The organism is Vibrio neptunius, from assembly GCA_019339365.1.
Classification (GTDB): Bacteria; Pseudomonadota; Gammaproteobacteria; order Enterobacterales; family Vibrionaceae; genus Vibrio; species Vibrio neptunius.
This window is the reverse complement of record CP079860.1, coordinates 1436943-1450051: the sequence shown is the minus strand read 5'-3', so window position 1 is coordinate 1450051 and position 13109 is coordinate 1436943. Positions and strand designations below refer to the sequence as shown.

The following is a 13109-nucleotide window of genomic DNA, read 5'->3' as shown; positions in this document are numbered from 1 at the left end:
AATAAAAAATAAAGGGGTAAATTCACCTCGAATTAACACAAATATCACAATTATAAAATCTAAGAGATTCTAGAGAATCCTGATTTGTAAAAGTAAAAGCCTGTACGAGGATGTACCAATGAGTGAAACCTTACTGGCCTTAGTGGCCTTTTCGCCGATAGTGGTTGCGGCTATATTATTAGTCGGTCTCAACTGGCCAGCGAAACGCGCGATGCCTGTTGCTTTCGGATTGACCGTAGTGATTGCCCTGTTCTGTTGGGATATGTCTACTGCGCGAGTTCTTGCCTCCATTTTTCAGGGACTGGGCATCACTGTCTCTGTACTGTGGATTGTCTTCGGTGCCATTTTCCTGCTCAACACACTAAAACACACTGGTGCGATATCAACCATCCGCAATGGATTTACCAATATCTCGCCAGACCGTCGAGTTCAGGCGATCATCATCGCTTGGTGTTTTGGCTCATTCATTGAAGGCGCCTCTGGTTTTGGTACCCCTGCTGCCATTGCGGCTCCGCTTCTTGTCGCTATTGGTTTTCCAGCCCTTGCCGCTGTTCTAATGGGCATGATGATTCAGTCTACACCCGTGTCTTTCGGTGCAGTGGGAACCCCGATCATTGTCGGCGTGAACAAAGGCCTAGACACACATAACATTACTGAAGCGCTTGTGGCTAACGGTTCAAACTGGGACGCCTACCTTCAGCAGATAACGTCCAGCGTTGCGCTGATCCACGCTTGTGTTGGCACCCTAATCCCGGTACTGATGGCGATGATGTTAACACGCTTCTTTGGTAAGAATAGAAGCTGGACAGAAGGCCTAGACATCATTCCATTTGCTCTTTTTGCAGGCCTTGCTTTTACCATTCCTTACGCATTAACGGGTGTGTTCTTGGGCGCGGAATTCCCATCACTTATCGGTGGTCTGGTTGGCTTAACGATCGTGGTTTCTGCTGCTAAGCGTGGCTTCCCTTGTTCCAAAATCAACGTGGGATTTTGAAGACGAGAAGAAATGGCCTGCAGAATGGTTAGGCTCTCTTAAGATTGATCTGGCGGATTCTAAAGACAAGCCAATGAGCATGGTTATGGCTTGGCTGCCATACGTACTTCTTGCTGTCGTCCTAGTAGCAAGTCGCGTCAGCGCTGAGTTTAAAGCCATGCTGCGTAGTGTGAGTTTGTCGTTTGGTAACATTCTTGGCGAGGTTGGTATCAGTACCGCTATCCAACCTTTATATCTGCCTGGTGGCATCTTAGTGTTTGTCGCTTTGATTGCAGTACTTCTTCAAGCACGCAGTGCTACCCCATTGACGAAAGCATTTGGTGAATCGAGTAAAACACTGATTGGTGCAGGCTTCGTACTTGTGTTTACCATCCCAATGGTACGTATCTTTATCAACTCTGGAATCAACGGTGCTGATTTAGCCAGCATGCCTGTGACTACTGCAAACTTCGCTGCAGGTTTGGTGGGTGAAGCGTTCCCAGCACTCAGCGCAACAGTGGGGGCTTTGGGTGCATTCATCGCAGGCTCAAATACCGTCTCTAACATGATGTTTAGCCAGTTCCAATTTGAAGTAGCCCAAACGTTATCTATTTCAAGTGCCGTCGTCGTCGCCCTACAAGCCGTCGGTGCGGCAGCGGGTAACATGATCGCGATTCATAACGTTGTAGCCGCTTCCGCAACCGTCGGTCTTCTGGGTCGTGAGGGTGCGACACTGCGCAAGACCGTTATCCCAACGTTCTACTATCTTGTAGTGACTGGTGTTATTGGTCTGGTTGCCATTTATGGTATCCAAATTACCGATGCTCTAATGAAGTAAACCTTTTTGCGCGAATACCCGTCCCTGACAAGACTGGCCACTGGTGTCGAATCACTGCGGGTATTAACGCCTTGTTAATCTATTAAAGATGTCGTTCTTGCCTTATTTAGGCCCCCAATATGTAAATGTAGGACTGAATTTATGATCATCTCGGCTTCAACAGACTACCGTAAAGCGGCTAAATCTAAACTTCCGCCGTTCTTGTTCCACTATATTGATGGCGGTTCTTATGGAGAGCATACATTAAGACGCAATACCGAAGATCTCGCGGATATCGCGCTAAAACAACGTGTGCTCAAAAACATGTCTGACCTGAATCTAGAAACCGAAATCTTTGGTGAAAAATTCGCTCTGCCTATTGCTCTGTCTCCAGTTGGTCTAACTGGCATGTACGCGAGACGCGGTGAAGTGCAGGCTGCCATTGCTGCGGAAAACAAAGGCATTCCATTTACGATGTCGACCGTGTCTGTCTGCCCTATTGAAGAAGTCACCCCAAAGCTGGCACGACCCATGTGGTTTCAGCTCTACGTGTTAAAAGACCGTGGATTCATGAAAAACGTGCTCGAGCGCGCGAAAGCAGCCGGAGTCACAACCCTTGTCTTTACGGTTGATATGCCAGTGCCGGGAGCGCGCTATCGTGATATGCATTCTGGTATGAGCGGACCAAATGCTGCAATGCGCCGAGTCTTTCAAGCGATGCGTCATCCTTCTTGGGCATTCGATGTCGGCCTGTTTGGGAAACCACACGATCTAGGCAACATTTCAACCTACCGCGGTGAGCCAACCAAGCTCGAAGACTATATTGGCTGGTTAGGTGAAAACTTTGATCCTTCCATCTCGTGGCAAGACCTAGAGTGGATCCGTGACTTCTGGGATGGCCCCATGGTCATCAAAGGAATTCTGGATGAGCAGGATGCAAAAGATGCGGTTAAATTTGGCGCTGATGGCATTGTGGTTTCCAACCACGGCGGTCGCCAGTTAGATGGCGTGATGTCGTCGGCTAAAGCATTGCCGAGCATTGCTGATGCAGTAAAAAGGTGATCTGAAGATCTTTGTTGATTCTGGTATTCGCACTGGCCTGGATGTAGTCAGAATGCTCGCCTTGGGTGCAGATTGCGCCATGCTTGGCCGTTCTTACATTTATGCACTTGCCGCACAGGGACAGGCAGGTGTAGAAAACCTTCTCGATCTCTACGAAAAGGAAATGCGCGTTGCCATGACTCTGACGGGTGCACAAAACATTAACCAACTCAATCAAGATTCTTTGGTACGGTTTACGTAAAACAACTCGTCGTGGCCCGATGGAAATCATTTGGGCCACAACGCCTTTCTCTAATTCCAGCCTATAATTTCAGGTTCCCTCTACTAATTCATTTAAAGAAATGCAACAAAAGCATTATTCTGTGTGAATCTATTCTCAATGAGAAACAGTACACCGTTACAAAGCATTGCCTTTATGAATACCATTAAAAAAACAAATTCAAACAACGTATGGAGATAGATATGGAACTGGAAATGTTCACCTGTGACGCATTTACAACACAGCGCTTCAAAGGTAACTCCGCAGCAGTCGTTCCTTTGATAGACTGGCTCAGCGACGAAACAATGCAAAATATTGCAACGGAAAACAACCTTTCTGAAACCGCGTTTATTAAACCCACTGGTGCTAACCAATACGAAATTCGCTGGTTCTCACCTAAAGCCGAAGTTGATTTCTGCGGTCACGCTACACTCGCTTCATCCTTTGTCCTTTATCAATTTTTTGAGACTAGTGGCACTATCGAGTTTGAGACTCGACAAGTGGGTAAGCTCAAAGTAGAAAAAGACCTTTCAGGTCGAATATTGATGACATTTCCCATCAGGGAACCAGTAGAATGTGACATTCCTTCAGCGTTGTATGAATCGGTCTCTCTCTGCCCAAGCAAGGTCCTGAAAAGCCCGCAGGCCTACTTTGCTATCTATGAGAACGAACACGATATCAGGGAACTCACTGTGCGTAGAGAGCACCTGGAATCCCTCGCTCCATTTGATCTGGTGGTCACCGCGCGAGGAACAGAATACGATTTTGTATCTCGCTATTTCTGGCCAGATGTCGGTGATTGCGAAGATCCAGTGACGGGATCAATTCATGCTGGGCTAGCCCCTTATTGGTCTAAGCAACTCGGTAAATCTCATTTAAAAGCTTACCAAGCATCAACACGTGGAGGCATCCTATACTGTCACATCGAAGAGAGTGAGGTTATCGTTTCTGGCGACGCCGTGTTATACTCTCGCAGTAAAATCTACATTTAAACCTGTGTGTAAGGCAGGCTAGTTAGCCTGCTTTTATCAGTCACGCGCTTAAAAATAACTCTGCAAGTCACCGCCCTTGTCCCTCGCCAGCGACTCGCTTTGCTATTGTCGCAGGCTCGAAGCTGATTCACTTCTTTATCATCATATCAATCAAGCAGATTCGTCAATTACTGTCAGCGAATTATCAAATATGATAATCCTTACTGGTTAAGCCAGTACAGAATTGGCAAAATAAGGGGAAGATTTTGTATTGAGGCACCCGATGAAAATAGTCATTCTTCATGGCCTGTACATGCACGGATTGGCGATGCAGCCATTGAGTCAAAAGTTGCGTTCATACGGATATGAGACTCAGACCATCAGCTACAACAGTGTATCAATTGATGAACACAAGGTTTTTAATACGATAGACCAAGCACTATCCCCTCATCAGCCGAACGTTCTTGTGGGTCATAGCCTTGGCGGCTTGATCATCAAGCACTATTTAGCCTCCAGAGAGCCAGATACTCACAACGTATCGCATGTCGTTGCCGTAGGTTCTCCTTTAAGAGGCGCTTCTATCGTTAGCCGTATCCAAGACCTTGGTATGGGTGCGATGCTCGGCAATGCTGCTGAGTTTGGTTTAAAAGAACATGAGGATGTTTGGCGCTTCCCGCAGAAACTCGGCAGTATTGCAGGTACACTGGCGTTGGGGGCCAGAGCGCTGCTAATGATGGGTAACAAGACACTGTCTGATGGTACGGTCACCGTCGATGAAACAAAAATTGAAGGGATGAGTGACCATATAGAAATGAAAAGCGCGCATACCAGTATGATTTACACTTCGTTTGTACCAAAACAGATTGATCATTTTGTTCGCACTGATCATTTCTATCGTTGACGCTGAAGTGGTATTCAAGCGGTAAGCGCCCCAAGACACGGCGCGCAATGCCTACACATCATGCGCCGTTGGACTTTTTTAGTATTTAGTACTGTGCTAAGCCGCTTTTGAATGATTGAGCTTTCCTAGCAAGCCCGCATAAAAATCGCTGTCGTCCAACACGCCAATCAACTCATCATTTTCAACCAATAGTATCGGTTGACCACTGCGTTGTTTTAACTTGATCGCTTCTCGCATACCGATATCTGGGCTAGCAATCACCACCGATTCTTGACTGATGTCGCATAGCTCAGTGGCCTCATCACGCCAATCCACCAGTTTGAGATCGGCTTTATTATCCAGATGCAACTGATTATTACGTTCTTCAACCCACACTTTTTTCGTCGGACAGATTTGCCATCTCGCGTCTTCCTGTACTAATTCACTCGCAGGTTGCATCAGAGAACGGCCTTTTAACACATTGAGCGGATTGGTGTGAGACACAAAGTCTTTAACGTAGTCGTTTTCTGGAGATAGCACGATTTGCTCTGGCTTACCGTGCTGAATCAATTTTCCCGATTCCATAATAGCAATGTTGTTACCAATTTTAAGTGCCTCGTCGAGATCATGACTAACAAACAGAATCGTCTTATTGAGCTTTTTCTGTAGCAGGATGAGCTCGTCTTGCAATTGTGCACGAATCAAGGGATCAAGGGCTGAAAACGGCTCATCCATTAAGAGAATATCGGTGTCCATGGCGAACGCTCTTGCTAAGCCAACACGCTGCTGCATACCTCCAGATAGTTCATGCGGATACTTGTGTTCCCAGTCTGAAAGCTCGACCATTTCCAACTGCTCTCGTGCTTTCGCTCTTCGTTCAGCTTTCGGAATGCCTTGCATTTCGAGACCAAATGCAACGTTATCGAGTACGGTCAGCCATGGCATTAAAGCAAATTTCTGAAATACCATGGACACTCTATGAGTGCGCAGGTGTCTTAACGTTTCTTCATTGCAAGAAGAGAGCTCGACCTGATTATCGCCATCCTTGACCTGCAACGAACCACGGCTGATGGAGTTCAAGCCATTCACCGCCCTAAGCAGGCTGGATTTACCTGAACCAGACAAGCCCATTAACACGCAGATTTCGCCTTCTTTGACACTCATGGTGACATTATCGACACCTACTACCTGCCCTGTTTGATCAATAATTTCCTGACGGGCTTTGCCTTCATCGAGCAGAGCTAAAGCCTTGTGCGGCTGATCACCAAATACCACATCAAGGTTCTGAATCTTAATCGCGTCCATGATTACACTTCCTTCTGATTTGGAGATTTACACAAGCGGTCTAGGATAATCGCAACCAGCACGATAGCCAGACCAGCTTCAAAGCCCTGAGAAATATTCACTGTATTCAGAGCGCGAACCACTGGTTTACCCAGACCATCAGCACCAACAAGAGCAGCAATCACCACCATAGAAAGCGACAACATAATACATTGGGTGATACCCGCCATAATGCTTGGTAGCGCCGCAGGTAGTTCTACCTTGAATAACAGTTTCATTTTGCTGGCACCAAATGCTTGCCCCGCTTCAATCAACTCTTCCGGCACTTTGGTAATACCCAGGTAAGTCAGGCGGATAGGCGCAGCGATCGCAAAGATGATGGTTGAAATTAGCCCAGGAACGATGCCCAAACCAAACAACACCAAAGTAGGTATCAGGTAGACAAAAGTAGGAACGGTTTGCATCAAGTCCAAAATTGGCCTCAATAAGGTATATAACCACGGACGATGTGCTGCCATTACGCCAACTGGAACGCCAATTAATACGGAAATCGTTGTCGCAGCAAACACTAAGACAAAGGTTTCCAGCATTTCTTGCCAGTAGCCAAGGTTAAGGATCGTTAGAAGTGCACCGATGATAAACAGCACTAAAGGAATGCTGCGATGTAGATACCAAGCAATAGCCGCCGTAAGAAGAATAGGCAACGCCGGTGGCATCCATTTAAAAAGATCGACAACAAAAAGAATGATGGTTTCAAGAAAATAAGAAACAGAGTCGAAAAAACCCGCTGCATTCATTGTCAGCCAGTCGACGCCCGTTTCCATCCACTCACCCACAGGGATTTTGTTGTTGGTAATAAAATTCACAATAAAACCTTACGTTGTTAGGTGGGCGAAACCGCCCACCTAGTCACTTTATGCATTTGATTTGACGTAGTTGCTTACAGCTTCAGCTGCATCACTACCAGAAAGAGTCTTCACACCCTTAAGCCAAGATTTCACTTGCTCTGGGTTTGCTTGCAACCACTTGAGAGCCGCTTTTGATGGTTTGACGTTTTGGTTAAGGATCGCTTCCATCAACTCATTCTCCATCTCTAGGCTAAATTCAAGATTCTGAAGTAGCTGACCTACGTTTTGACATTCATTTAGATAGTTAGAACGTACGTTGGTGTAGACATTCGCACCACCGTAGTTCGGGCCGAAGAAGTCATCACCGCCATCAAGGTATTCCATGTCGACATTGCTGTTCATTGGGTGTGGTGCCCAACCGAGATAAACAATCCACTGGTTGCGACGAGCCGCTCGTGATACCTGCGAAACCATACCCGCCTCACTAGACTCAACGAGGCTGAAATCTTTAAGGCCAAACGCATCACTATCAATCATTGACTGAATCAGGCGGTTGCCATCATTGCCAGGCTCAATGCCGTAAATACGATCTTTAAATTTGTCCGCATTTTTTGCTATGTCAGCAAAGCTTTTTACGCCTGCGTCATAAACATATTTAGGTACGGCTAACGTGTATTTTGCACCTTCGAGGTTTGCTCGAACTGTTTCTACTGTACCCGCTTGACGGTATTTAGCGATATCTCCCTCCATGGTTGGCATCCAGTTGCCAAGGAAGATATCGATATCACCGTTTGCCATAGATGAATAAGTGACGGGAACAGACAATAAATCCGTTTTCGTTTTGTAGCCCAGACCTTTAAGTAGCTCGCTGGTGACTGCTGTTGTAGCGGTAATATCAGTCCAGCCGACGTCCGCAAATCGAACGGTTTCACACTGGTTGGCATAGGTCGCTGTGGCCATCGTACTTAGAGCGACAGTCGACAGCGTTTTTGTCATCATAGACATAATCATTTCCTTGTAATATTTACTGACTTTACGAGATAGACGACACGTCTCTTTTCGGTGTCTTGGGTCTCTGTTTTTCTTCCCAGTCCGGAGCAATCCATACTGGTAATTTTTTTCCTTCAATCAGCGGCTTACCCAATATCAAATCAGCAGCACGTTCCGCAACCATGATAGTCGGGGCGTTGAGGTTGCCATTTGGAATCGTTGGGAAGATAGAAGAATCCACAACTCGCAATCCTTCGATGCCACGGACTCGACATTGCTCATCTAACACAGACATCGGATCATCTTCTGCCCCCATTTTGCAACTGCATGATGGGTGGTAGGCACTCTCTACGTTTTGTTTCACCCACTCATCAATCGCCTCATCAGTCACTATGGTTTCACCCGGCTGTATTTCGTTACCGCGATAGGCATCCATGGCAGGTTGAGAAAGGATTTCACGGGTCAGACGAATACAGTCACGCCAGTCCTGACGATCTTGATCCGTTGAAATGTAGTTAAACTCGATGTTTGGTTTGTCACTTGGATTAGCAGAGGTAATAGCGACACGCCCACGGCTCTGTGGTTTGTTCGGCCCAACATGAACCTGAAAACCATGGCCATCAAACGCCGCCTTACCATCGTAGCGCATCGCGGCAGGTAGGAAATGATACTGAATGTTTGGCCACTTCAGCCCTTTGCGAGAACGGATAAATGCGCATGACTCAAAATGGTTCGTCGCGCCTAAGCCTTTACGGGTCAGGATCCATTCAGCGCCAATCATCCCCTTACTCACGAGACCAAGCTTACTGTTGAGAGTAATCGGTTTTTCACAGTGGTACTGGAAGTACACCTCAAGGTGATCTTGAAGGTTCTCACCTACCCCCGGTAAGTCATGCTTGACTTCAACACCGGCATTTTTGAGTACGGATTCAGGTCCAATGCCTGACAATTGCAGCAGTTGAACCGAGCCGATTGAGCCTGCACTCGATACCACTTCTTTATTGGCATAACTCTTGACGACTTTTCCAGAGCGTTCGAACTCTACGCCAATCGCTTTTTTGCCATCCAGTAACACCTTGTGGGCAACAACACCTTTAATTAGTGTCAGGTTAGAACGTTTCAGTGCGCGCCTTAAGTAGGCGTTAGAGGTCGAAGCACGGATGCCTTTATCCACCGTCATGTGCATAGGGCCAAAACCTTCCTGCTGATAACCATTGTAGTCCGCAGTTTCCGGATAACCCGCTTCTTTACCCGCTTCAATAAAGGCTTGGTATAGAGGATTAAGCTTCATGTCGTTACCATTACAGGTTCCGACCGGACCGCTTCCTCCACGATACTTATCTTCGCCGCCAATCCACGATTCAGCACGGCGGAAATAAGGTAAACAAGACTGGTAGTTCCAACCTTTTGCTCCTTGTTCTTCCCACTCGTCAAAATCACAGGCATGGCCACGGACATAAACCATTCCGTTGATGGAAGAGCTGCCACCCAGCACTTTACCTCGAGGACAATGTAGCTTGCGCCCATTCAAACCCTCTTCCGCGGTGGTCTCAAATTGCCACGCATACTTTTCTGTATTCATCGGGTAAGACAGTGCAGTCGGCATTTGGATGAAAATGCTTTTGTCCGTACCTCCAGCTTCAAGCAGAAGCACTTGATGCTCACCACTTTCAGACAAGCGGTCAGCCAGTACACAACCCGCCGACCCTGCACCAACGATAATATAATCGTAGCGTTGCTCCATTTCCTATCTCCGTTGCTGCTTAGGCGTAAGGGCTGGCGTAATCGCCAAGTTCAATTAGGACACTCTTTGTCTGAGTGTAATGGCGAAGCGTTTCTGGTCCGTTCTCACGGCCAATACCAGAATGCTTATAGCCACCTACTGGCATTTCAGCTGGAGAGTCACCCCAAGTGTTAACCCAGCATATGCCCGCTTGCAATTGGTGAATCACTCGGTGCGCGCGAGACAGGTCCTGCGTAAATACCCCGGCAGCCAAGCCATATGAGGTATCGTTAGCTCGCTCAATCACATCCGATTCCTGTGAGAATTTCAGAACAGACATAACAGGGCCAAAAATTTCATTTTGAACGTGTGGCATGTCATCGGTGCAATCGGTGAATACCGTCGGAACAACAAAGTTGCCATTCTCCAACCCATTTTCTTTGACTTGATAACCGCCCGTCAGCAGCGTCGCACCGCTTTGTTTCGCTTCTTCAATCGCACCTAAAACTTTACCCAGATGTTCTTTGGAGATCAGAGCGCCGATTTGAGTATCCATATCCATTGGATTACCCACAATGAGCTTTTCAGTTCGTTCTTTCAACTGACTAACAAACGCGTCGTAAATGGATTCATGAACGTAAACACGTGTGCCATGAGTGCACACTTCACCTTGGGTATAGAAGTTGGCAACCATCGCAGCAGAAACTGCATTGTCTAGCTTAGCATCGTCAAAGATCACCATTGGAGATTTGCCACCGAGCTCCATCGTGACTTGTTTCAGTGTTTTGGCGCTATCCGCCATCACAAGTTTGCCAGTACCCGACTCACCCGTGAATGAGACTTTTGCAATCTCTGGGTGTGCCGTTAGCATTTGTCCGACGCGATGGTCTCCCTGCACGACGTTAAACACACCATCTGGCAGACCAGCTTCAGAGAAAATTTCTGCTAGTTTTAAAGCGGTCAGAGGTGTTTCTTCCGACGGTTTGAAGATCATGGCATTACCTGCCGCCAAAGCTGGCGCAGATTTCCACATTGCAATCTGGATTGGGTAATTCCAGGCACCGATGCCAGCACAAATACCGAGTGGCTCGCGGCGTGTATAGAAAAACTGATTCTCACTCAGCGGTTGCTGCTCACCCTGCATTCCAGGCACCAAACCTGCAAAGTATTCGATAACATCGGCGCCAGTAACAATATCCACTTCAATCGCTTCCTGAAGCGGCTTACCTGTATCAGCCACTTCCAAAGCAGCTAGTTCATCATTGCGCTCACGCAAGATTGCAACCGCTTTAAGCAAAATACGGCTGCGCTCCGTTGGAGTCATGGCCGACCAAATTTTAAAGCCTTGCTTGGCGGATTCGATAGCGCGCTCCAAGTCTTGAGGGCTCGCCTGACCAATAGTAGCCAGCGGCTCGCCATTGGCAGGGTTGTAAGTTGTAAAGCTTTCACCTGATGTTGCGTTACATGCGCTGCCATCGATGTATAGTGATTTCATTTCCATTTGATAGTTCTGACTTTTCGTTATTTTTGAGAATAGAAAGTAAGTTGCTTGTCCAGATAATCGTTGATGATCAATCTAGCTTTGTTGGCATCTATGCCATCAGGATTCATTGTCCCGCGGAGCCAGATCCCATCGATCAAAGCCGCGATACCATGAGCAATGATTTCCGCCTGCTCTTTTTCAAACAGCGCTTTTAGCTCAATGCTCAAGTGAGAAAGAAGTCGCTTTTCATTAACACGTTGGAGGCGTTTCAGCTCAGGTTCGTGAACAGAATAGGACCAGAAAGCTAGCCATGTTTTGGCCACTTTGTTTTCCGCTTGATAGCCGACAAAGTTCCCATCAATGATGGCGTTAATACGCTGTTGATGGGCATGTTTTGGTAGCTGACTTAAACGCTCAGTCACAGTAGTGGAAAGCTGGCGAAGTACCTCTCTCATGGTTTCATGAAGCAAACCCTGCTTGCCACCAAAGTAGTGATTAACAATGCCTGTAGACACACCGGCTTCTTTGCTAATCAGCGAAATACTCGCAGCATACAAGCCGACTTTATCTATCACTGCCATAGTGGCTTGTACCAGTTGAGGCTTCCTGATGTCTGGCATCCCTACCTTAGGCATTACCGCACTTCCTTTTTTAATTGAACGTTCAATTAAATATAAAATGCCTGAAAATTAGTTAGTACTCAAACTATTTTTCACAAAACCGATACATTAAACCTAAATTTTAGAGAATTTTGATTAATAACTCGATCAATCAATTTAGTCAAAACCAATCAATCAACAAAGCAGAAAACACATCCAACCCGCTGAGAATATCTAATTTAAAACTATAAATATCAATTAGATAAGATAAACCTAAATACTTAAACACTTGAGCACAAGGCTTTATATAAATACACAAACGTCACTCACCCAAGGCTACGACCTTTGCTAATATGCAATTTATTATTTAGAGCACTAAAGATAAGAATTCTTTCGTTCTGTAAAAGTCAAGCTGGCGAAATAGGCATCAACTTGAAACTAGTCAATCAAGGCTTTATTGACTATTTTAAGAACAGTTTACTCATTGCATGGGGCTGAAAAGGTATGAGGTTGTTTTTACTGGCTTGTGTTCCATTTCTTGCACAGGGTTCCTTGATAAGCGTGAAAGGGACACAAGACGTATGGCCACCTTACTTTCAAGAAGCGCCAAACACAGGAAAGGCGCAGCTGATTCTGATTGATATTTTTGAACAATCAGGTTTTCAACTCGACATTAAGCTGCAACCTTGGAATCGAGCATTAAAGAGCGTGCGAACCATGGAAAACGATGTCATTTTAGGCGCATGGAAGACTGGAGAGAGGGAGCGCTTTCTTTATTTCAGCCAACCTTATTACTGGAATGAAATAGTGTTGCTGAGTCGACATAAAAGCCCACTACAGTATAGCGGTCGTGAAAGTTTAACTGGATTCACCATTGGTGTTCAGAGAGGTTACCGATACAGTGACGATTTTGAACAGCTTACCCATTTTAAAAAGTATGAGATAAGCAGTGCAGAAGAAGGTATTGAAAAGCTGATCAAGCAACGCGTTGACGCCATATTAGTCGACAAGAACGTGCTGACTTACACATTAAAAAATGCTCAGATAAACCGCGATCTTTTCCATATCAGCACGATTCATTTCAGTTGTATTCCTTTACACGTTGCGACAAGCAAAGAAAATAGCGCGGCCAAAAAGCATATAGATAAAATCAACACCACGCTCTCAGAAAGACAGGTAACAAGCCCCTGCATAAAAGTAAATCGTTGACTCAGTGTGAA

General features: G+C 46.2%; 9 protein-coding genes and 2 pseudogenes. 5 read left to right on the top strand and 6 right to left on the bottom strand.

Features of this window, described 5'->3' with window-relative positions; translation table 11 throughout:
• The first annotated feature begins 118 nt into the window (after positions 1 to 118).
• From KW548_23420 to KW548_23405, 4 genes and pseudogenes are all read left to right on the top strand, one after another.
• Positions 119 to 1811 (top strand): annotated as a pseudogene (locus KW548_23420) (L-lactate permease).
• A 141-nt stretch (positions 1812 to 1952) separates the two neighbouring features.
• Positions 1953 to 3093 (top strand): annotated as a pseudogene (lldD, locus tag KW548_23415) (FMN-dependent L-lactate dehydrogenase LldD).
• Positions 3094 to 3314: 221 nt separating this feature from the next.
• Positions 3315 to 4103 carry a PhzF family phenazine biosynthesis protein gene (locus KW548_23410; GenBank protein ID QXX08557.1) on the top strand — a complete coding sequence of 263 codons (789 nt, stop codon included), beginning with the start codon at positions 3315 to 3317 and terminating at the stop codon, positions 4101 to 4103.
• Positions 4104 to 4365: 262 nt separating this feature from the next.
• Entirely contained in the window at positions 4366 to 4983 is a 618-nt protein-coding gene (locus KW548_23405) for an alpha/beta fold hydrolase (GenBank protein ID QXX08556.1), read from the top strand.
• Between the two features lie 96 nt (positions 4984 to 5079).
• Here the strand turns inward: KW548_23405 and choV are convergent, their stop codons facing one another.
• From choV to betI, 6 genes are read right to left on the bottom strand one after another with little or no spacing between them, the layout of a single operon-like run.
• Positions 5080 to 6267 (bottom strand): choline ABC transporter ATP-binding protein, encoded by a 1188-nt coding sequence (gene choV, locus KW548_23400; GenBank protein ID QXX08555.1) that lies wholly within the window; start codon positions 6265 to 6267, stop codon positions 5080 to 5082.
• Between the two features lie 2 nt (positions 6268 to 6269).
• A complete protein-coding gene (choW, locus tag KW548_23395; protein QXX08554.1) occupies positions 6270 to 7112 on the bottom strand; it encodes a choline ABC transporter permease subunit in 843 nt (280 codons plus the stop codon).
• Between the two features lie 48 nt (positions 7113 to 7160).
• Positions 7161 to 8099 carry a choline ABC transporter substrate-binding protein gene (locus KW548_23390; protein ID QXX08553.1) on the bottom strand — a complete coding sequence of 313 codons (939 nt, stop codon included), beginning with the start codon at positions 8097 to 8099 and terminating at the stop codon, positions 7161 to 7163.
• A gap of 28 nt (positions 8100 to 8127) precedes the next feature.
• On the bottom strand, positions 8128 to 9828 hold the full coding sequence (betA, locus tag KW548_23385; GenBank protein QXX08552.1) for a choline dehydrogenase: 1701 nt from the start codon (positions 9826 to 9828) through the stop codon (positions 8128 to 8130).
• Between the two features lie 19 nt (positions 9829 to 9847).
• Entirely contained in the window at positions 9848 to 11308 is a 1461-nt protein-coding gene (gene betB, locus KW548_23380) for a betaine-aldehyde dehydrogenase (GenBank protein ID QXX08551.1), read from the bottom strand.
• A gap of 20 nt (positions 11309 to 11328) precedes the next feature.
• Entirely contained in the window at positions 11329 to 11925 is a 597-nt protein-coding gene (gene betI, locus KW548_23375) for a transcriptional regulator BetI (protein ID QXX08550.1), read from the bottom strand.
• Positions 11926 to 12393: 468 nt separating this feature from the next.
• On the opposite strand from betI, the gene KW548_23370 reads away from it, so the two are divergent.
• Positions 12394 to 13098 (top strand): transporter substrate-binding domain-containing protein, encoded by a 705-nt coding sequence (locus tag KW548_23370; GenBank protein ID QXX08549.1) that lies wholly within the window; start codon positions 12394 to 12396, stop codon positions 13096 to 13098.
• Positions 13099 to 13109 lie beyond the last annotated feature (11 nt).